Here is an 18,876-nt window from a genome sequence, read left to right as displayed (position 1 = left end):
ATCAGCTTGCGGAACACCATGACGGCGGGTTCACTGCGCCTGCGCCCGCGCTTCACGGCACAGCCCGGAAGATCGCCAGCATGGACACCCACACTTTCCGCACAAAATCAGCGTCTTCGGCGCCGGCTCACATGCCGTCGGATGTGCGTTTGCAATTCATCGACTGGGCCAAGCAGCACGGGCACAACCCCGCCTCCGGCGCGGCCGCCTTCGTGGCACTGCAGAGCGAGGTCGACCTGGACCTGGCCACACGCGCGCTGCAGCTGGAGCCCGGTGCCGATTCGCGCGCGGCGCTTCGCGAGCATCTGGCTGCACTGGCGCGCCAGGTGGATGTGGCCGTGCAGTTCCCGCCGGTCTACACCTATACCGCGGCCAATGGCCTGGATTACCGCTACTCGCTGATGCTGGTCATTGCCGAAGATTGCGTGGAGTGGACCGGCCGGGTCTGGCACGACCTGGACTATCAGGGAATGCTCACCGGCCGTGGGCAGGGTCCGCGTGCTAACTACACCCAGCTGGCGCGCATGGCGCTGGAACATGAGCTTGATCAGGAGCGTCCCCGTTATGTCCAGGCATGAACTCGAACTGCAGTTGCCGGTGGGCGCGCAGATTGCCGGTGGGGAAGACGGCTTCAGCCAGCGCTGCCGCGAGGAATGCGCGCAGATGGGGGTGGCGCGGGTCCGCCTGTTGCTGCTGGATTCCGATTACGCACGGTCCACTGCCTGGCGCGAGGAAGCGCAACGCTGGATGGACGAACAGCTGCGTCGCGAGGGCGAATGGGTGTTCCGCGGCGTGATCGCCGGCATCGTGGTGCTGGCAACCTGCATCGGATTCGCCGCCACCACCTTGTGGTGAACACGGGGCTCGGCGAGGAAAGCGTGAACTTGCCCAGCCCCACGTGCACCCGCTGACGACATCAGGCATGGTTTCATCTGCCCGTCATCCGCTCCGGCAGCATCCGTGGTTTCCGATTTGAGCACTCCTTCTTCCAGCCCCACGCTGGCTGCCGCACTGCCGGCCGCCATCGCCGAGCCGTTTCTGGACCCGGCGATGTATCACGAGATTTTCCACAACATCGATGCCGGGTTTTGCGTCATCGACATGGTGTTCGACGGCGAGCAGGCGGTGGACTATGTGATCCGCACCACCAATGGTGCCTTCGAGCGCTACACCGGCCTGTCGCCCAACGCACTGAACGTCTCCATCCGCAACCTGCTCCCCGAGCACGAGCAGGAATGGTTCGACCGCTACGGCCACGTCGCGCGCACCGGCAACCGCATCCACTTCGAAATGCAGGCCAAGGCGCTCAAGCGCTGGTATTCGGTGGATGCGTTCCGGGTCGGGCAGCCAGAGCAGGCACGGGTGGCGATCCTGTTCATGGACATCACCGAGCGCAAACGCGTCGAGCGCGAGCTGGCCGAGAGCGAGGCGCGCTTCAGTGCGCTGGCCGACGGCTTGCCGATGCCGGTCTGGGTGCTGGACGCGCAGGGCGTGGTGCGCTTCGTCAACAGTGCGTATGGCGAATTTTTTGGCCTGGATATTTCCAGCGGTACGGTGTCGGCGTGGAGCGAACTGCTGCATCCGGACGACTTGCCGACGTTCCAGTTCGAGTTGGCCGCATCGCTGCAGGAACAGCGCGGCCTGCGCGCGCTGGTGCGTGCGCGCCGCCATGATGGGCAGTGGCGCTGGATCGAAATGACCGCAACCCCGCGCTATTCGGCCGACGGCCGCTTCATCGGGCTGGCCGGCAGCAGCCCGGACGTGACCGAGCAGCGCGAGATCGAACTGGCGCGCGAACAATTGCTGGAATCCGAGCGCAGCGCGCGCAACGAGGCCGAAAGCATGGCGCGGTTGAAGGACGAGTTCCTGGCCACGCTGTCGCACGAACTGCGTACCCCGCTGACCACCATCCTGGGCTGGAGCGAGTTGCTGCTGCAGCGGGTCGAAGAAGGCCAGCCGTACTACAAGGGGCTGTCGGTGATCGCCAGCAGCGCACGCGCGCAGAAGCGGCTGATTTCCGACATGCTCGATCTCAGCAGCATGTTGCTGGGCAAGGTGCAGCTGGAAGTCGAATCGCTGGATCTGGTCGAGCAGGTGCGCGAAGCCTTGAACACCCAGGAACTGGCTGCCGAAGGCAAGGACCAGGTCCTGGAGCTGCACGTGCCGCCCACGCCCTGCCTGGTGCTTGGCGATGCCACGCGCCTGCAGCAGGTGTTGTGGAACCTGCTGTCCAACGCAATCAAGTTCACCCCGGCACATGGTCGTATCGACGTCAAAATCGAGCGCGACGATGGGCATCTGGTGGTCTCGGTCTGCGATTCCGGCGATGGCATTGCAGCCGAATTCCTGCCGCACCTGTTCGGTCGTTTCCGCCAGGCCGACGGCACCACCACGCGCCAGCATGGCGGGCTGGGTCTGGGCCTGGCGATCGTGCAGCAGCTGGTGGAAATGCACGGCGGACAGGTCGGCGCCACCAGTGGCGGCCGTGGCAAGGGCGCGACCTTCACCGTGCGGCTGCCGGAACATATTCCCGACCAGGCCAAGCGCCCACGCCGCGAGCTGCGGCGGCGTCTGATGTCCGAACAGATCGTCGAAGCGCGCGCGCTCAATGGCTTGCGCCTGCTGGCGGTCGAAGATCAACCGGACATGCTCGATTATCTGCGGCGTCTGCTCGAAGAGCAGGGCGCCGAAGTGGTGGTCGCCGGCAGCGCCACCGATGCGCTGGCATTGATCGATCATCGTGGCCACGCGCGCTTTGATGTGATGCTGACCGATATCGGCATGCCGGGCATGGACGGTTACGGCTTGATCCGTACCGTGCGCGAAAACCTCGGGCTGGATGCCACCGCGTTGCCGGCCGTGGCAGTCACCGCGCTGGCCCGCGAAGACGACCGCAAGCGCGCGCTGGAGTCCGGGTTTCAGGAACATCTGGCCAAGCCCTACAGCGTGGCGCAACTGGTCACGGCCGTGCGTGCCGCGCGCCAGGCGGTGGAGTAACCGGCGCGCAGCGCACAGCCGCGCAGCGGGTCACCGCAAGGTGGTGAGGCGACGCGTTGGATGCGCAGTAGCGTGTGTGTGGCTTGCGTATCCGGCGTCTTTCCATGAGGCGCCGATCTACCCCAGAACAACCGATCGTCATGCGACGCACAGGTGGTTTCGTGGATGAGCCTTTCACCACCGTTGCAGCATGGCCGCGCTGGAAGACGGATGCGTGCGCATGCGTGGCGACAATGCCGCGCCAATGCCGAGCACCGGCACACGACACGTTTTCTGCCTCTTTCACGCATGCTGGCCTAGCGTGGTGCGCTCAGCTCACGGAGATCGCGCAATGCCCAAGTACGCCCCGCACGTGTATTCCGAACAGGTCCAGATCGCCACGCTCGAACATTGGGTGTCCCTGCTCGATGGTCAGGAGCGTGTGCGCATCGAACTCGACGACGGCAGCATGATCAGCGGCACGGTTGCCGTGCGCCCAAGCCTGCAGACCTATCTGGACGACCACGACAACGAGGGATTGAACGGTCAGCTGCGGCTGGACCAGCTGGATGCATCGCAAGAGCCGCAATGGATCTGGATGGACCGGATCGTGGCGGTGCACCCGTTGTTGCTGGGCGCCGATCCGCAAGTCATGCCGTGACGGTGGCGTGTTGACGGTGTGTTTACTTCTCGCCGTCGCGTTGGCGGCATGATCGCTGGCTGACGCAACCGTCCAGGATTTGCCCGCAATGAATGCATCCCGATTGAAGTTCGCTCGCTGGCCGCTGTCGTTGATGGCGCTGGCCGTGCTCGCCGCGTGCGGCGACACGGCAACGTTGGCGATCGAACAGGGGACCGGGCCGGACCCGCAATTGCCCGAGCCAGTGAAGCGTCTGATTCCCACCGTCAAGGTGGCGCCGGTCAAACGCTGGGCAGCCAATGCAAAGCCCATCGGGGCCGACGATCTGCAGGTTGCTGCGTTTGCGCGCGATCTGGATCACCCGCGCTGGATCTACGTGCTGCCCAATGGCGATGTATTGGTGGCCGAAACGGCCGAGCCGCCCAAGCCCGAGGATGCCGAAGCAGGTGGTGGGCTGCGCAAGAAAGTGCAGGGCGCGATGATGAAAAAGGCCGGCGCGGCGGTGGCGAGCGCCAATCGCATCACCTTGCTGCGCGATGCCGACGGCGACGGCGTGGCAGAAGTGCGCACGCAGTTCGTCAGCGGGCTGTTTTCGCCGTTCGGCATGGCGCTGATCGGCGACCGCTTCTATGTCGCCAATGCCGATGCGCTGGTGAGTTTTCCGTACAAGCCCGGCGACACGCATCTCACCGCCAAGCCGACTTTCGTGGCCAATCTGCCCGGTGGCATCAACCATCATTGGACCAAGTCGCTACTGGCCAGCCCGGACGGCAGCAAGCTCTATGTCGGCGTCGGTTCCAACAGCAACGTGGCCGAAAATGGCATGGAAGCCGAGCTCAATCGTGCGGCGATCCTGGAAATCGACCCGGCCACCGGCAGCAGCCGCATCTTCGCCGGCGGCTTGCGCAACCCGGTGGGCACCGCATGGGAGCCGCAGAGCAAATCGCTGTGGGTGGTGGTCAACGAGCGCGACGAAATCGGCAGCGACCTGGTGCCGGACTACCTCACCTCGGTGCGCGACGGCGGTTTCTACGGCTGGCCGTACAGCTACTACGGCCAGCATGTGGACGAGCGGGTCAAACCGCAGAATGCCGAACTGGTGGCAAAGGCAATCAAGCCCGATTACGCGCTCGGCCCGCATACCGCGTCGCTCGGCCTGAGCTTCGCCAGCGGCACCTTGCTGCCCGAGCGTTTCCGCCAGGGCGCCTTCATCGGCCAGCACGGCTCGTGGAATCGCGACCCGCCCAGCGGCTACAAGGTGTTGTTTGTCCCGTTCGCCGATGGCAAGCCCAACGGCCCGCCGATCACGGTGCTGGATGGATTCCTGGATGCCGAAGGCAATGCGCAGGGCCGCCCGGTGGGTGTGGCGTCGGACAGTCGCGGCGCACTGCTGGTGGCCGACGATGTGGGCAATGTGATCTGGCGGGTGACGCCGAAGGCGCGTTGAGACGGTCACGTCGATCGCTTGCGCAGACCAGCGGGCACTACCGGTTGCTTATGGGAGACGCAGGTTCCCCGAAGGGCCACTCTCCGTCTCTCATAGCAGGGCGGCCCGAAGGTGGACGAAGGCGATGTGCGCAGCCTGGGTCTACATCGTGTAGAAAACGGTTTGTCGCAGCGCGGCTGACATGCGCCGCAGGCAGCAATTGGAAACACGCGGCTGGAAACACGCGGCAATTCGAGAGTGCACCCTCGGTTTTTTGCCGGAAAATGCGAAGGTCCGCGAGCTGACCGATGTGAGCGGTCGGACGAACTGTGTCCGATCGGCAAAAACAGGGCAAGAGCCCGGTCCAGCCTCGCGCAGCGTGTCGGCGTTGACTGCAGTCGAGGGCGCCTGACGCATGCTTCATCGCATGCGGCAGGGAAGGTTCCAGGCGCCCGCGTCAACTATCTCCTTCCCTCAACGTGGCGCTTCCGGCGAGGCACTGAAGCGGCGGGCATAGCCACGCTCTTCGGTAATGCGGGTGATGTCCTCGTCTGCCATTTCCGGGGCGCCGTACACCGCGTAGGCCACCGTGCCGTCGCCGCGTTCGCCGATCTGGTGCAGACGGTAGCGGGGTCTGCCGGCGCCGGTGTTTTCGGGGTAGTGCATCGGTGGCGGGGTGTCGTCCAAATCCATTTCGCTGTTGTCGACAACTCCTCCTACGAACAAGGCTCGCATCGCGTCTCTCCGTGTGGGCTTGGATCCCAGCCTAGGCGGGCGAATGTTGCGCGCGCATCAATGGTCCGTATACACAATGGGAGGCGCGCGGCGGGCATCTGGCACACGTCACTTACAATGACGGCCTGTTCCTGACCCGATGATCCGATGGCTGGCCCGCACGACGCCCCGCTTCAAGCCCTGTTCCTGCCTTTTGCCCAAGGCGCGCTGCCATGGCCGGAAGGACCGGTTTTGTTCCTGCGCGCGCGCGACGGTTTTCCGCTGCGCGAGCAGGCAAGCACCCAGACGCTGACCTGCGAGCAGAGCTTCCGTCCGTTTGCCGAAGCGCTGGAGCGCAATGGGTGGACCGTGCGCGAAGAAAGCGAGATCGAGGCCGACAGTACGCGCTATGCCCTGGTGCTGGTGCTGCCTCCGCGGCAGCGCGAGGAGGCGCGCGCGCTGTTCGCACGTGCGGTGGCGCTGACTGCGCCCGGTGGCCGTGTGGTGGCCTGCCAGTCCAACAACGAAGGCGCACGCTCGGGGGAAGCCGATCTGCGCCAGCTCACCGGGCTGGCCGGCAGCCTGACCAAGTACCACTGCCGCACCTATTGGAGCGCGCCGCTGCCGGCCGACACCGATGCCGCGCTGCAGGCGCGCTGGGCCGCGCTGGATGCGCCACGCAAGATTCTGGACGGCCGCTTTGTCAGCCGTCCCGGCGTCTTCGCCTGGGATCGCATCGACCCGGCGTCCGCGCTGCTGGTCGAGCATCTGCCGACCACGCTGGCCGGCCATGGCGCCGATCTGGGCGCGGGTTTTGGTTATCTGTCGGCCGAAGTGCTGGCGCGTTGTCCCAAGGTCACCGCGCTGGATCTGTACGAAGCCGAGGCGCGCGCATTGACGCTGGCGCGGCGCAACCTGCAGGACATCGCGCATCCGGCGCAGCTGCACTACCACTGGCGCGATGTCACCGCCGGGCTGGTGGCGCAATACGATTTCATCGTCAGCAACCCGCCGTTCCATACGCCGTCGCGTGCCGACCGCCCGGACATCGGACAGCGCTTCATTGCGGTGGCCGCACAGGCATTGCGCCCGGGCGGGCAATTGATACTGGTCGCCAACCGGCACCTGCCTTACGAACAGGTGCTCAACGACAGTTTCGGACAGGTCCGCGTGGCTGCCGAACGCGATGGGTTCAAGCTGATCGCGGCGATCCGCGGCCGCGGAGCGCGCCCATGAAGCTGGTCAAACACATCGCCAATCTCGGCTACGGCAGCCGCAAGCAGGTCACCCAGCTGTTCCGGCAGGGCGCGATCACCGATGCGCAAGGCGAGGTGCTGTATGCCGACGACCAGGTGGAGCACGACGCCATCCGCATCGATGGCGAACCGCTCGACCCGCCAGCGGGCTTGAGCCTGTTGCTGCATAAACCCAGCGGCTACACCTGCTCGACCAAGGACACCGGCCGGCTGATCTACGAATTGCTGCCGCCACGTTTCCGCCTGCGCGCGCCGGTGTTGGCGCCAGTGGGTCGGTTGGACCGCGAGACCAGCGGAATGCTGTTGATGACCGACGACGGCGCGCTGCTGCACCGGATCATTTCGCCCAAATCGGCCCTGGACAAGGTGTATGACATCACGCTGGCCGAGGACCTGCATGGCGAGGAGGCCGCGCTGTTCGCCAGCGGCAGCTTGCTGTTGGACGGCGAAACCAAGCCGCTGCTGCCGGCCGAGCTGGAGGTGCTTGGCCCACGCCAGGCGCGGCTGACCTTGCACGAAGGCCGCTATCACCAGGTGCGGCGCATGTTCGCTGCCGCCGGTAACCACGTGGTCGCGCTGCACCGCAGCCGCATCGGCGGCCTGTCGCTGGATGGATTGCCGTCGGGGCAATGGCGTGCGCTGGAGGCGAACGATCTTGAGGTGTTGTTCGGCCGCGGCGCTCCGGCATGACCCACAGTGCAGCGCTGCCGTTTCGCCCGCAGGCGGTGATCTTCGACATGGATGGCTTGATGCTCGATAGCGAGCGCGCCATCACGGCCTGCCTGGCGCAGGCCGCCGACGACCAGGATCTGCAGATCGAACCGGCCTTCTGGTTGCGCATGGTGGGCACCGGCGATGCGGCCTGCCGCCGGCTGCTCGGCGAACGGATCGGCGAGGCCGCGGCCGACACCATGCTGGCGCATGCGCAACGGCTGTATGCCGCTGCGGTCGAGCGCGGCATCCCGCATCGGCCCGGCATCATTGCGCTGTTGGACTATCTGGCAGCCCAGCGCATGCCGCGCGCGGTGGCCACCTCCACCCAGCGCCCGCTGGCGCTGCGCAAGCTGGAAGCGGCCGATCTGTTGTGGCGCTTCGATGCGGTGTGCACGGCCAGCGATGTGGTCCATCCGAAACCTGCGCCGGATATCTACCTGCTGGCTGCGCGCACCTTGGCGGTAGACCCTGCGCACTGCCTGGTGCTGGAAGACTCGCCCACCGGCGTGCGTGCAGCATTGGCGGCCGGCATGACACCGATCCAGATTCCGGACCTGCTCGAACCCGATGCCACCGTGCGCGCGCTCGGCCACCGCATCCTGCCCTCGCTAGTGGATGCGCAACGCTTGCTGGAAGCACGCTTGTCGGGGTGACGGGTTCGGGTGGATACGTCGCGGGGCCAGTTCATGCGCCAACCCGGCTGTGATCACGCAGGTACTGCCGACCGCCTCGCTGCGCTTACGCGTAGTGCATCTTGCGCGACATGCCACCGTCGACGATGAAATCCTGCCCGGTGACGAAACCGGACAGCTGCGGCGCAAGCAGATACACCGCCAGCTGCGCAATGTCTTCGGGTGTGCCCACGCGCCCGGCCGGGTGCTGTGCATGGTCGCGACGCGACAATTTCGGTGCCCGCCGGCGCTGCGGCGCGCGCCACGCATCGGTGCTGATCCACCCCGGGCTGATGCTGTTGACGCGTACATGCGGTCCTTCGCTCAGCGCCAGCGCGTGGGTAAAGGCCACCAGGCCGCCCTTGGCTGCGGCGTACGCTTCGCTGTGCGGCTCCGATTGCCAGGCGCGGGTGGAGGCGATGTTGACGATCGCCCCACCGGCTGGCGCCTGCCTGAGCGCGGGCAGCGCCTGCCTGCTGCACAGGAAGGCGCCGTGCAGGCTGGACAGCCGGCTGTTCCAGGTGTCCCAGTCCAGTTGCGGCAGTGCCGCGATATGCGGATCGGGCACGCCGGCATTGTTGACCAGCCCATCGATGCGCCCGAAGCGCTTGAGCGCCGTGGCGACCAGGCGCGTGGCCTGCGCCTGGCGCGCGGCATCGCAGCGGACGAAAGCGCTACGGCGCGGCAGTGCCCACTCCTGCAGGCAGGCCTTGCCGGCATCGGCATCCAGATCGCCAATCACCACGCTGCCGCCCGCGCCCAGCACCGCCTGGGCAATGCCGCGGCCGATACCTTGCGCCCCACCGGTGATCACCACCACGCGGTCCTGCAGCGGCGACGGGTTCCATGCGGAAATTGCGGGGATCAAGGCCATGGCATGCGGCACGGGTGAGGGTGGCGGCACTGTAGCGCGCGGGCTGTCGTCGTCGCAGCAACGTGGAGCGCGGATGAGGATTCGGCGCACGTGCCATGCGTGCGCTCGATGTCATCCACATTGAACCTGACGGATGCAGGCTGATCCGGGCAGCTGCCCGGATCGCGTGCGTTCCGCAATGTCCCGGTGCCGCCGGTGCTGCTGCGCTTGCACTCAATCACACGATTGCCCGGTACCACGCGTGTGCAGCGTGCCCGGCGGCATGCGGCGCTCGACCAGTTCGACGCCGAGCACGCGATCCGCATGCGGCTGAAGAACTTCCGCCCTGTTTTATGCCAACGACCTGCGGGCGCAGGTGGCGAAAATCGCACTCGCTGCAGTCCCGGACGGCAGGTGCAGCACTCAGTGCTCTGCACCGTTGAGCACGCGCTCCCAGCCATCGCTGCCCAGGCGTTGGAGCGTCTGGATATTGCGTTCCACAATCACATCCGGATCCGGGAACGCCGCCACCGCACGCTCCACGCTGTCTTCGCGCAACAGGTGCAAGGTGGGGAAGGGCGAGCGGTTGGTGAAGTTGGCCACATCGTCCAGCGCCGCGCCTGCGAACTGGTAATCCGGATGGAAGCTGGCCACCTGCAACACGCCTTGCAGGTCCAGCGCTTCCACCGCCGCATCGGCGTTGTCGAGAAAGTCGTTGTAGTCCAGGAAGTCGGTGAGCACGTCCGGATGCACGATCAGCGTGGTGTCGATCTGTTCGGCCGGCGTATCGCGCAGCAGCACCAGTTCCTCGGCCAGTTGTTCCAGCAAGGCTTCGGGCGTGCTGGCATCGCTGAGCACCAGCCGCACCTGTTCCTTGACGTACACCGCCTTGGCGAACGGGCACAGGTTCAATCCGATCACCGCACGTTCGATCCATTTGCGGGTGTCGGCGATCGGATCGGAGGTTGCGGGCGTGGTGGTCATCGTGGCGGCAGCGGGCTGGCGCGCCAGTGTATGCGATCGCCATGCAGCGGACCGCGCGCGTGGTTGGCAGCAGCGGGCGCTAGCGGGGCACCATCGCGACGCTGCCAGCGAGGCGGCAGGTTTCTTCCGCCGCGCGCGCAGACCAGCTTGCGCTCACGCATTTAGGCCGTGCGGCGCAGCACGGAGCTGTGCCTGCAAGAACGCGATGGACGCCTGCGCGACGGCGCCGGCCAGCGGGGTCTTGTGCGGCGACCCGATCGCATGCGCGCCGGTGTCGAAGGCCAGCGCCTGCCTGTGTGCCGGCGCAGTGCCCAGCGCTGCGAACATCTGCAGCATCGCCGGCACCGAGGCAACGCCGTCTTCGCGGCCGTCGGCAGCGCGGTAATAGCCTAGAAACACCGGGCAGCGCACCTGTGGCCACGGCGGGTCGGCGGCGATGAGCGCAAACAGGTCACGCAAGGCGCGAAATCCGTCCGGATGGATCGTCTCCGACCAGAACGCACGCGCGGCAGGCGTGCGCGTGCGCGGGTCGATCAACGGCGCCTGCGCGGCGCAGATCTGTTCGAGCAATGCCGGGTCGGCTGGCCGGATGCCGGGTGACCAGGCAACCACGCCGGCCACCGCGTCCGGGTACCGCGCGGCCAGCCACAAACCCAGTGTCGCGCCCATCGACGAGCCGACAATCGCAACCCGCTCGCCCATGCGTTGCGCCTGGGCCAGTGCCTCCAGCGCCGAGGCCTGCAACACCGCCGGTGTAAGCCCCTGCATTGCATCGGCGGCGGTGAGCCCGTGCCCGGGCCAGCGATGCACGTAACCGTTGGCGCCCAGCGCATCGGCCATCTGTTCGGGTAGCGCGCCTGCTTCGCCCGGGCTGGCGCTGAAGCCGTGCAGGTACAGCACCGCCAGCGGCGTGCCGGCGTGCGCGGCATGCTGCCAGTAGGCGCGTGCGGCGTTGCCCGGCTTGAGCTCAGGGGCGTGCATGGCTGGCGTGCCGGGCGAGCAGTGCCAGCAATTCGTGCGCATTGATCGGCTTGGGCAGATAGCCGGCCACGCCCGCCGCGCTGGCGTCGCGCATCGAATCGGTCCGCGTGTCGGCGGTCAGCACGATGATCGGCGGCAGCGCCGACATCGCGTCGCGCGCCTGCCGCAGCGCATCCCAGCCGGACGTGCCCGGCATGTGCAGATCCAGGAACACCAGGTCCGGCGCTGCCTCGCGGATGCGCTGCACCGCGTCGGTGCCATCGACCTGGAAGCTCACCCGATGCCCGGCGCGGGTCAGCAGATTGCCGATCACCAGACGATTGGTATCCATGTCTTCAAAGACCAGGCAATGCAGGGAAGGCACGTTTTCTGCGTGCTGGGCCAGCGCATCGCGCAGCGCGAGCGTATGGCTGCCGGACGCGGCGGCGGGCAGTTCGAACATCCAGCGGAAGATGCTGCCACCGGCGGGGTTGTCGCTCACGGTCAGGCTGCCGCCCATCGCATCGGAAACCGACAGCGCGATGTACAGCCCCAGGCCCACCCCGCCTTCGACGCGACTGAAGCCGGTACTGAGCTGAGTGAACGGAGTGAAGATGTAGGCCTTCTGATCGTCCGGTACGCCGATACCGGTGTCGGTGACGGTCACCGCGATGCTCCAGCGCTCCTGCACCTGGGTCGCGTCGATCAGCAGATCCACCGTGCCGCCGGCCGGGGTGAACTTGATCGCATTGATCACCAGGTTGCTGATCACCTGTTCGATGCGGCCTTCGTCGCCCATCACGTGCGGTGCCTGTGGGCTATCGACACGCACATCGAGCGTGACGCCCTTGCTGGACGCCGCGGTGGCGCAGACCGCTTTCACTGTGGTGACCACGTCCAGCAGGTTCAAGGGCTTGCGATGCAGCTGCAGGCGTCCGCCATCGATGCTGGCCACATCCAGCACCTCGTTGACACGATGGCGCAGCGCGGTCGCATTGACGGTCACCGAGTGCAGCAACTCGCGTTGCTGTGCCGGCATTTGCTCGGTTTCGATCAATTGGGCGCAGTTGATCACCGCATTCAGCGGCGTGCGCAATTCGTGACTCATGGTGCTGATGAAACGGCTTTGCGCATCGCGCGAGGCCAGTGCCTGCAGTGCCACTTCCTGCATCGCAAGCACGATCCGCGCCACCAGCAACGGCAGCACGATGATCAGCGCCACGGCATAGACGAAATACGCCGGACGCGACAGCCAATAGCCTGACGGTGCGGTCAACAGCATCAGCACGAAGGTGCTGAGCAACACCGGAAATATCGCGCGTTGCCCGTAACGCGCCACCGCCGCGATGGTGATGAACGGCAAAAATGCATTCAACGACATCAACAGGATGAAGGCCAGGTAGGTCTGGATGCCGATGAACAGCAGGTTCATCGCAAAGCCCATCGCATCGAGCCATTCGCTGGGCGCAATGACACGGCGGCGTACCAGCAGCATCCACACCACCGACAGCACCCACAGGCCGACCGCGGTGGGAAAGACATGGTGCGCGTCGGCCACCAGCACCGGTTGCGGCCCGTACAGCCAGCCCAGGCACCACGCGGTGACGATGCTCTGCACGATCACGCGGCCCACGCAGGCGCGATATTCCAGGAACGACTCGAACAGCCGCACCAGTCTGTCGTTGCGCAACTGCCTAGCGGCCAGGATCAGGCCGGGCGCTGCGCGATTGGGAGTGCTACGCATGAGGGTCCGCGTCGTCGGAGGGAAGGGTACGCCGGTACTGCTTGACCAGCAGGCCAGCCGCGTTCGCCACCGCAGTGAAACGCTGCGCAAGCGTTTCGCCCAGCGCGCCATGGCTTGCGGTGTCGCGCAACTGGTCGCAGGCCTTCAGCAGCTGCTGCGAGCCGGTCAGCGAGATGGTGTTTTTCAACGAATGGATCTGCTGCAGCGCCTGCGCCTGCGGCGTGCCGGCATCGCCGAGCGTGCAGGTGGCAATGGCATGTTCGATCTCCACCAGGAAGGCATCGGCAAATGCCGCTGCCGCCACCGGATCCAGGCCGGCCATGGTGTGCAGCGTCGAGCCGGTCTCGATGCGTGGTTGCGCATGGGCGGCGGCGTGCCTGGCATGTTCGCCCGCTGCGTTCGCCGGCCCGTGCATGCGCAGGCGTTGCAACAGGCTGGCGAACAGGTCGCGCATGCTCGCAGGCTAGGCCAGTGCGGCCAAGTGACGGGCGCAACCGCGCCGCGTGCCGCGCGCAGGCCGCAGGCGCCACTCCGGCTCACCCGGCTGCACTGCACGCACGCGCAGCGCCGTCCCGATCGTTGCGGTCACCCCGCCGCACTCAATCGCGGAAGTTGTCGAACTGCAGCGGCAGTTCGAAGTCGGCCTTTTTGAGCAGCGCGATCGCATCCTGCAGATCGTCGCGCTTCTTCCCGGTGACGCGCAGCTTGTCGCCATTGATCTGCGCTTCGACCTTGAGCTTGGCTTCCTTCAACTTGGCCACCAGCTGCTTGGCCTGCTTCTGCTCGATGCCTTGCTTGACGGTCACTTTCTGCCGCGCGCCGGCCAGGTTGGTTTCCACCTCGCCAAACTCCAGGCAGCGGATGTCGATGCCGCGCGCCAGCAACCGCGCGCGCAGGATGTCGGTCATCTGCTTGATCTGGAAATCGCTGGGCGCGGACTGGTTGATCACCTTGCCGTCTTCCAGCTCGAACTTGGCCTGGACTCCCTTGAAGTCGAAACGTGTGTCCAGCTCGCGGTTGGCCTGATCCACCGCATTGGTCAGTTCGTGCTTGTCTACTTCGGACACAACGTCGAAGGAAGGCATGCAAAGCTCCTGCAATTGAAAAACAGCCGCCATTCTAGGCCATCGTGCCGGCCCGGCCGTCATGTGGGCCTTGGCGGGCGTGCCAGTGCCGCGGCGATAATGCGTGCATGCCCACCACCCGCTCCCCGCTTCCCGCCATCGCCTGGATGGTGGCCGCCGTGGCCTGTTTCTCGCTGATGGACGCGGGAATGAAGCTGCTGTCGGCGCATTACCCGCCGCTGCAGGTCACCTTGTTGCGCGGCGCCGCCTCGTTGCCGTTCGTGCTGGTGTGGGTGTTCGCCACTGCCGGGCCGCGCGCGATCGTGCCGGTGCGCTGGGGCCTGCACCTGCTGCGCGGGGTGCTGGGCATGGTGATGATCGGCTGCTTCGTCTTCGGCATCAAACGCATGCCGTTGTCCACCGCCCACACGCTGTATTTCGTGGCGCCGCTGCTGGTGGCCGCGCTGTCGGTACCGCTGCTGGGCGAGCACGTCGGCCCGCGCCGCTGGACCGCGATCGGCATTGGCCTGGTCGGGGTGATCGTGGTGCTGCGCCCGGGCGTGGACGGGCTGATCTCGCTGCCCGGGCTGATGGTGCTGCTGGCCGCCACCGCCTATGCCGTCGCGGCCATCACCGTGAGCCTGCTGACCCGCACCGACACCCCGCAGGCCATGGTGGTGTGGTTTTTGCTGTTCATGGCCATCGGCGCCGGGTTGCTGGCCATCCCCGGCTGGGTGCCCCTTCAGGCCGGGCATGCCGGGCTGATTGCCGGCATGGGCCTGGCCGGTGCGCTGGGCCAGGTTGCGCTGACCCAGGCCTTCATGCGCGGCGAGGCCTCGATGATCGCCCCGCTGGAATACACCGGTCTGGTCTGGGTGATCGGCTGGGATTGGCTGCTGTGGCAGACCCTGCCCGACAGCTGGACCTGGACCGGCGCCGGCATCATCGTCGCCAGCGGGCTGTATTTGTTGCGCCGGGAGCGGATACGCCAGGCGGACAGGCCGTTGCCGCTTGAGAGGCCGTGAGGACGGGATTTGGGATTCGGGATTCGGGATTCGGGATTCGCAACAGCCGAAGCGCCGTGGCCTTTGCGAATCCCTGGCGGCCGTGATTCGGGATTCGCGATTCGGGATTGGCAACAGCGGGGCCGCCGTGGCCTTTGCCAATCCCCAATCCCCAATCCCGATGGTAGGCTTCACGACCGCCCAACCGGCCACGCGCGGTGATCCAGTTTCAGCGCCTGCACAAGTCCTATTCCGTCGACGGTCGCCAGATCGTGGCGCTGCATCCGCTCGATCTGCGGATCGGCCCGGGTGAGGTGTTCGGCATCATCGGCCATTCCGGTGCGGGCAAATCCACGCTGATCCGGCTGATCAACCGGCTGGAAGAGCCCAGCGGCGGTCGTCTGCTGATCGGCGACGAGGACGTGACCGCGCTGGACGGCCAGGGCCTGCGCGCCTTGCGCCGCCGCATCGGCATGATTTTCCAGCACTTCAACCTGCTGTCCTCGCGCACCGTGGCCGGCAATGTCGCCTTCCCGCTGGAACTGGCCGGCACGCCGCGTGCCGAGATCGATGCGCGCGTAGCCGAGCTGCTGGCCCGGGTCGGGCTGCAGGAGCACGCCAACAAGTATCCGGCGCAACTATCGGGCGGGCAGAAGCAGCGCGTGGGCATTGCGCGCGCGCTGGCCACCCGCCCGCAGATCCTGCTGTGCGACGAGGCCACCAGCGCGCTGGACCCGCAGACCACCGCCTCGGTGCTGCAGCTGCTGGCGCAGATCAATCGCGAGCTCGGCCTGACCATCGTGCTGATCACCCACGAGATGGATGTGATCCGTCGTGTCTGCGACCGCGTCGCGGTGCTGGACGCCGGCAAGCTGGTGGAAACCGGCCCGGTGACCGAGGTGTTCCTGCATCCCAAACACGCCACCACCCGGCGCTTCGTTTCCGAAGCCGAACATGTGGACGAAGCCGAGCTGCACCGCGATTTCGCCGCAGTCGGCGGACGCATCGTGCGGCTGACCTTCCTGGGCAACGGTACCTACGAACCAGTTCTGGGCCGCATCGCCCGCGAAACCGGCGTGGACTACAACATCCTGTCCGGGCGGGTGGATCGCATCAAGGACACGCCCTACGGCCAGCTCATCGTCGCCCTGACCGGCGGCGACCAGAACGCTGCACGCGCCGGTTTCGTCGCCGCCGGCGTGCAGGTGGAGGATCTGCGCGTATGACCCCGATCGTTGCTGCCGCCGGCGGTTTCTTCCGCAATCTCGATGCCGCCAAGTGGGGCGACATCGGCCAGGCCACCCTCGATACCTTGCTGATGCTGGCCGGTGCGTTGCCGCTGACATTGCTGATTGGCCTGCCGCTAGGCGTTGCGCTGTTCCTGTGTGGCGCGCCGCAGTTGCGCCGGCGCCCGGTGCTGTACGGCGCGCTCGCGGCGCTGATCAACCTGCTGCGCTCGGTGCCCTTCATCATTTTGATGATCGCGATGATCCCGCTCACGCTGATGCTGATGGGCACTTCGCTGGGCGTGCGCGGCGCGATCCTGCCGCTGGTGGTCGGCGCCGCGCCGTTTTACGCACGCCTGGTGGAAACCGCGCTGCGCGAAGTCGACCGCGGGATCATCGAAGCCAGCCAGGCAATGGGCGCCACTACCCGGCAACTGGTGCTGCGGGTGCTGTTGCCCGAAGCGCGCCCCGGCCTGATCGCCGGCGCCACAGTGACCACCATCGCGCTGATCGGCTTCACCGCGATGGGCGGTGCGATCGGTTCCGGCGGCCTGGGCGATGTGGCCTATCGCGAGGGCTACCTGCGCTCGCACTCGGACGTGGCACTGATCACCGTCATCGCCTTGCTGGTACTGGTGCAGGTGCTGCAGATGCTGGGCGACCGCCTGGTGGCGCATTACAGCCGGCGCTGAGCCGGTGCGCGGCTGTTGGGGCGCACGTGACCCAACAGCTGCATCGCCGCCCCGTCCGCACCGCGCGGTGCATCGCTGCCACACGCCGCGTCTGGTAGGTTGAGCGCCTGCGGCAGGTCCGCATTCCTCCTCCCACGGATCCCTACATGAGCACATTCGCGTTTCGTTCCCTCCTGGCGGCAGCCACGCTGGCATTGGCGTCCTGTGGTGGCGGTGGCGGTGGCGGTGGCGACACCCTGACCGTGGCCGCCACGGCCGTGCCGCATGCCGAAATCCTGGAAGTGGTCGAACCGCTGCTGGCCAAGCAGGGCGTCAAGCTCGATGTACGGGTGTTCAACGACTACGTGCAGCCCAACGACCAGGTCGTGCAGAAGCAGATCGACGTCAACTACTTCCAGACCGAGCCCTATCTGGATGCGTACAACCGCGACCGCAAGAGCCAGCTGGTCACCGTCGTCGGCGTGCATATCGAGCCCTTCGGTGCCTATTCGCGCCGCTTCAAGGCGCTGGCCGAGCTACCTACCGGCGCCGATGTGGTGATCCCTAACGACCCGAGCAACAACAGCCGCGCGCTGATCCTGCTCGACAAGGCCGGGGTGATCAAACTCAAGGACCCGAGCAACGCCCTGTCCAGCCAGCGCGACATCGTCGAAAACCCCAAGCAACTCAAATTTCGCGAACTCGATTCGGCCATGCTGCCGCGCGTCCTGGACCAGGTCGATCTGGCGCTGATCAACACCAATTACGCGCTCGACGCCGGGCTTAATCCCACCCGCGATGCGCTGGCGATCGAAAGCAAGGACTCGCCGTACGTCAACTTCCTGGTGGCGCGCGCCGACAACAAGGACGATGCGCGCGTGCAGAAACTGGCCAAAGCGCTGACCAGCCCGGAAGTGAAAGCCTTTATCGAGCAGAAGTACAAGGGCGCGGTGCTGCCGGCGTTTTGACTGCGGGCAGCGGCGCTTTTACACCCAGGCGTCTTCACCACGACTTGTAGTAATAGATGCCATCGGCCGTCATGACCAGGTTGATGGCATTCTCCTCGCCGTTGCGATCGCTCATGCTGGGGTGCAGCTTGGCGCCTACGATATTGAAGTCGTGCCCGAGCGCCAGCAGGTCTCTCTCGATTTCGAAGCTGCCCAGCTCGTCTTGGTTGGAGATCATGCCGCCTACCAGGAATATGTCGGGCTTACGCACGCCTTCTTCGCGCATATCGTCGCGGATTTCGGAAAGTGCATCTTGTGCATCCTGTATCCCCGAATAATGCAGCAGGCCCAGGATGTCGTGGCCGCGAGGATTCTTTCCTTTCGCACAAATGCAGACGCATGAAGACAAACCGTGCGTGCCGATCGAATCAAATCCATCTTGCGCAAGATTGATGACGACACATGCGTCCATATCCACATCCATTGTCCGGCTGGCTTGGATATCGCGTACAGACCGGACGGCGCGGATGTGGGGCGTGCAAAAGAGTGCGGCGTATTGTCGTTCCAGATCGTGAAATGGCTGGATCTGCTCCCGGGTAAAGCCGTCCGGGATGGCGAATGCCTCGCTGCCGCATGGGCGCGCACGGCTGCCGGCGCGTGCGCCATCGCCATCGCCCGCGGTGTCGGCAACACGCTTTCTGGGTCGTTGGCGCGGCAACCCCTGGCAGTCGGGGTGGGGCGCAGGCCATTGCGCAATCCCGTCGGCTGGATCGGCCGACGGCGGCGGCTCCGCGGTGTAAGCGGTGCTGGTGGATGTGTCGGGTCTGATGGAAGCCGGCTTCATGGAGTCAGGACCGCCCGCGATACACGTCTGGATCCTCGCATCGCCCCTGCACGAGGGCACGCCCGCTGCCGAACCGATGGGGCTGGAAAACGAAGTGTTCTGCTTGGACGAAAGCGGATGCGCGAGGCCTGCTTCTTCGAACATCGCGTCTTGATCGCCTGGAAGCGCGCCGGTACCTGGAT

At 66.1% G+C, this 18,876-nt stretch carries 20 protein-coding genes; 12 read left to right on the top strand and 8 right to left on the bottom strand.

The genetic code is table 11. From position 1 onward, the window contains the following. Positions 1–131: 131 nt before the first annotated feature. The 5 genes from HLH45_RS01270 (at position 132) to HLH45_RS01250 (ending at position 5,063) form a co-directional block, all read left to right on the top strand. Positions 132–578, top strand: a complete 447-nt coding sequence (locus HLH45_RS01270) for a hypothetical protein (protein WP_008578031.1) — start codon at positions 132–134, stop codon at positions 576–578. Continuing rightward, entirely contained in the window at positions 565–855 is a 291-nt protein-coding gene (locus HLH45_RS01265; protein WP_008578030.1) for a hypothetical protein, read from the top strand. The genes HLH45_RS01270 and HLH45_RS01265 overlap by 14 nt, the downstream gene beginning before the upstream one ends. A gap of 105 nt (positions 856–960) precedes the next feature. Continuing rightward, positions 961–2,997: a PAS domain-containing hybrid sensor histidine kinase/response regulator gene (locus HLH45_RS01260; RefSeq protein WP_033479498.1), complete on the top strand. Its 2,037-nt coding sequence runs from the start codon at positions 961–963 to the stop codon at positions 2,995–2,997. A 331-nt stretch (positions 2,998–3,328) separates the two neighbouring features. Continuing rightward, positions 3,329–3,637 carry a DUF3247 family protein gene (locus HLH45_RS01255; RefSeq protein WP_005911254.1) on the top strand — a complete coding sequence of 103 codons (309 nt, stop codon included), beginning with the start codon at positions 3,329–3,331 and terminating at the stop codon, positions 3,635–3,637. 88 nt (positions 3,638–3,725) lie between these two features. After that, entirely contained in the window at positions 3,726–5,063 is a 1,338-nt protein-coding gene (locus tag HLH45_RS01250) for a PQQ-dependent sugar dehydrogenase (protein ID WP_033479495.1), read from the top strand. 453 nt (positions 5,064–5,516) lie between these two features. Here the strand turns inward: HLH45_RS01250 and HLH45_RS01245 are convergent, their stop codons facing one another. Further along, the gene (locus tag HLH45_RS01245; protein WP_074053337.1) at positions 5,517–5,777 is read right to left on the bottom strand and encodes a hypothetical protein; all 261 of its coding nucleotides are present in this window, start codon (positions 5,775–5,777) and stop codon (positions 5,517–5,519) included. Positions 5,778–5,924: 147 nt separating this feature from the next. Between HLH45_RS01245 and HLH45_RS01240 the strand changes: the two genes are divergently transcribed. Genes HLH45_RS01240 through HLH45_RS01230 form a run of 3 tightly spaced genes read left to right on the top strand, consistent with a single transcriptional unit; the run spans position 5,925 to position 8,379 of the window. Beyond that, positions 5,925–6,992, top strand: coding sequence for a class I SAM-dependent methyltransferase (locus tag HLH45_RS01240; protein WP_033479493.1), 1,068 nt, complete (start codon positions 5,925–5,927; stop codon positions 6,990–6,992). Continuing rightward, positions 6,989–7,702, top strand: a complete 714-nt coding sequence (locus tag HLH45_RS01235) for a pseudouridine synthase (protein ID WP_008578021.1) — start codon at positions 6,989–6,991, stop codon at positions 7,700–7,702. Before HLH45_RS01240 ends, HLH45_RS01235 begins: the two co-directional genes overlap by 4 nt. Further along, positions 7,699–8,379, top strand: coding sequence for an HAD family hydrolase (locus HLH45_RS01230; RefSeq protein ID WP_008578020.1), 681 nt, complete (start codon positions 7,699–7,701; stop codon positions 8,377–8,379). Before HLH45_RS01235 ends, HLH45_RS01230 begins: the two co-directional genes overlap by 4 nt. Before the next feature lie 85 nt (positions 8,380–8,464). Here the strand turns inward: HLH45_RS01230 and HLH45_RS01225 are convergent, their stop codons facing one another. The 6 genes from HLH45_RS01225 to HLH45_RS01200 all read right to left on the bottom strand — a co-directional run bounded on the left by HLH45_RS01225 (position 8,465) and on the right by HLH45_RS01200 (position 14,023). Next, positions 8,465–9,271 carry an SDR family oxidoreductase gene (locus HLH45_RS01225; RefSeq protein WP_031424985.1) on the bottom strand — a complete coding sequence of 269 codons (807 nt, stop codon included), beginning with the start codon at positions 9,269–9,271 and terminating at the stop codon, positions 8,465–8,467. A 402-nt stretch (positions 9,272–9,673) separates the two neighbouring features. Beyond that, entirely contained in the window at positions 9,674–10,234 is a 561-nt protein-coding gene (locus tag HLH45_RS01220) for a DUF1415 domain-containing protein (RefSeq protein WP_008578017.1), read from the bottom strand. A 153-nt stretch (positions 10,235–10,387) separates the two neighbouring features. Further along, positions 10,388–11,215 carry an alpha/beta hydrolase gene (locus tag HLH45_RS01215; protein ID WP_008578016.1) on the bottom strand — a complete coding sequence of 276 codons (828 nt, stop codon included), beginning with the start codon at positions 11,213–11,215 and terminating at the stop codon, positions 10,388–10,390. Further along, complete coding sequence (locus HLH45_RS01210) at positions 11,202–12,938, bottom strand: ATP-binding response regulator (protein ID WP_033479490.1); 1,737 nt, start codon at positions 12,936–12,938, stop codon at positions 11,202–11,204. The genes HLH45_RS01215 and HLH45_RS01210 overlap by 14 nt, the downstream gene beginning before the upstream one ends. Further along, the gene (locus tag HLH45_RS01205) at positions 12,931–13,392 is read right to left on the bottom strand and encodes a hypothetical protein (protein WP_008578013.1); all 462 of its coding nucleotides are present in this window, start codon (positions 13,390–13,392) and stop codon (positions 12,931–12,933) included. The genes HLH45_RS01210 and HLH45_RS01205 overlap by 8 nt, the downstream gene beginning before the upstream one ends. Positions 13,393–13,537: 145 nt before the next feature. Continuing rightward, complete coding sequence (locus HLH45_RS01200) at positions 13,538–14,023, bottom strand: YajQ family cyclic di-GMP-binding protein (protein ID WP_008578012.1); 486 nt, start codon at positions 14,021–14,023, stop codon at positions 13,538–13,540. Between the two features lie 107 nt (positions 14,024–14,130). Between HLH45_RS01200 and HLH45_RS01195 the strand changes: the two genes are divergently transcribed. The 4 genes from HLH45_RS01195 to HLH45_RS01180 all read left to right on the top strand — a co-directional run bounded on the left by HLH45_RS01195 (position 14,131) and on the right by HLH45_RS01180 (position 17,871). Then, positions 14,131–15,027: a DMT family transporter gene (locus tag HLH45_RS01195; protein WP_008578011.1), complete on the top strand. Its 897-nt coding sequence runs from the start codon at positions 14,131–14,133 to the stop codon at positions 15,025–15,027. Positions 15,028–15,224: 197 nt separating this feature from the next. Continuing rightward, complete coding sequence (locus HLH45_RS01190) at positions 15,225–16,232, top strand: methionine ABC transporter ATP-binding protein (protein WP_008578010.1); 1,008 nt, start codon at positions 15,225–15,227, stop codon at positions 16,230–16,232. Further along, positions 16,229–16,924, top strand: a complete 696-nt coding sequence (locus tag HLH45_RS01185) for a methionine ABC transporter permease (protein ID WP_003489185.1) — start codon at positions 16,229–16,231, stop codon at positions 16,922–16,924. The genes HLH45_RS01190 and HLH45_RS01185 overlap by 4 nt, the downstream gene beginning before the upstream one ends. Positions 16,925–17,070: 146 nt before the next feature. Then, complete coding sequence (locus HLH45_RS01180; protein ID WP_008578009.1) at positions 17,071–17,871, top strand: MetQ/NlpA family ABC transporter substrate-binding protein; 801 nt, start codon at positions 17,071–17,073, stop codon at positions 17,869–17,871. 34 nt (positions 17,872–17,905) lie between these two features. Here HLH45_RS01180 and xopAK read toward each other — a convergent pair whose 3' ends face one another. Further along, on the bottom strand, positions 17,906–18,694 hold the full coding sequence (gene xopAK / locus HLH45_RS21910) for a XopAK family type III secretion system effector (protein WP_269147872.1): 789 nt from the start codon (positions 18,692–18,694) through the stop codon (positions 17,906–17,908). Positions 18,695–18,876: the final 182 nt, after the last annotated feature.

This window comes from Xanthomonas euvesicatoria, from assembly GCF_013112235.1.
In the GTDB taxonomy this organism is placed as follows: domain Bacteria; phylum Pseudomonadota; class Gammaproteobacteria; order Xanthomonadales; family Xanthomonadaceae; genus Xanthomonas; species Xanthomonas euvesicatoria.
This window is presented reverse-complemented; position numbering and strand designations above follow the sequence as displayed.

Excerpts from the sequence above, each read along its gene's own strand:
- HLH45_RS01245 (WP_074053337.1), bottom strand. The coding sequence starts at position 5,777 with ATGCGAGCCTTGTTCGTAGGAGGAGTTGTCGACAACAGCGAAATGGAT.
- HLH45_RS01250 (WP_033479495.1), top strand. The coding sequence starts at position 3,726 with ATGAATGCATCCCGATTGAAGTTCGCTCGCTGGCCGCTGTCGTTGATG.
- HLH45_RS01215 (WP_008578016.1), bottom strand. The coding sequence starts at position 11,215 with ATGCACGCCCCTGAGCTCAAGCCGGGCAACGCCGCACGCGCCTACTGG.
- HLH45_RS01185 (WP_003489185.1), top strand. The coding sequence starts at position 16,229 with ATGACCCCGATCGTTGCTGCCGCCGGCGGTTTCTTCCGCAATCTCGAT.
- HLH45_RS01205 (WP_008578013.1), bottom strand. The coding sequence starts at position 13,392 with ATGCGCGACCTGTTCGCCAGCCTGTTGCAACGCCTGCGCATGCACGGG.
- HLH45_RS01210 (WP_033479490.1), bottom strand. The coding sequence starts at position 12,938 with ATGCGTAGCACTCCCAATCGCGCAGCGCCCGGCCTGATCCTGGCCGCT.
- HLH45_RS01220 (WP_008578017.1), bottom strand. The coding sequence starts at position 10,234 with ATGACCACCACGCCCGCAACCTCCGATCCGATCGCCGACACCCGCAAA.
- HLH45_RS01200 (WP_008578012.1), bottom strand. The coding sequence starts at position 14,023 with ATGCCTTCCTTCGACGTTGTGTCCGAAGTAGACAAGCACGAACTGACC.
- HLH45_RS01225 (WP_031424985.1), bottom strand. The coding sequence starts at position 9,271 with ATGGCCTTGATCCCCGCAATTTCCGCATGGAACCCGTCGCCGCTGCAG.
- xopAK (WP_269147872.1), bottom strand. The coding sequence starts at position 18,694 with ATGAAGCCGGCTTCCATCAGACCCGACACATCCACCAGCACCGCTTAC.
- HLH45_RS01180 (WP_008578009.1), top strand. The coding sequence starts at position 17,071 with ATGAGCACATTCGCGTTTCGTTCCCTCCTGGCGGCAGCCACGCTGGCA.
- HLH45_RS01265 (WP_008578030.1), top strand. The coding sequence starts at position 565 with ATGTCCAGGCATGAACTCGAACTGCAGTTGCCGGTGGGCGCGCAGATT.
- HLH45_RS01230 (WP_008578020.1), top strand. The coding sequence starts at position 7,699 with ATGACCCACAGTGCAGCGCTGCCGTTTCGCCCGCAGGCGGTGATCTTC.
- HLH45_RS01240 (WP_033479493.1), top strand. The coding sequence starts at position 5,925 with ATGGCTGGCCCGCACGACGCCCCGCTTCAAGCCCTGTTCCTGCCTTTT.
- HLH45_RS01270 (WP_008578031.1), top strand. The coding sequence starts at position 132 with ATGCCGTCGGATGTGCGTTTGCAATTCATCGACTGGGCCAAGCAGCAC.
- HLH45_RS01255 (WP_005911254.1), top strand. The coding sequence starts at position 3,329 with ATGCCCAAGTACGCCCCGCACGTGTATTCCGAACAGGTCCAGATCGCC.
- HLH45_RS01235 (WP_008578021.1), top strand. The coding sequence starts at position 6,989 with ATGAAGCTGGTCAAACACATCGCCAATCTCGGCTACGGCAGCCGCAAG.
- HLH45_RS01195 (WP_008578011.1), top strand. The coding sequence starts at position 14,131 with ATGCCCACCACCCGCTCCCCGCTTCCCGCCATCGCCTGGATGGTGGCC.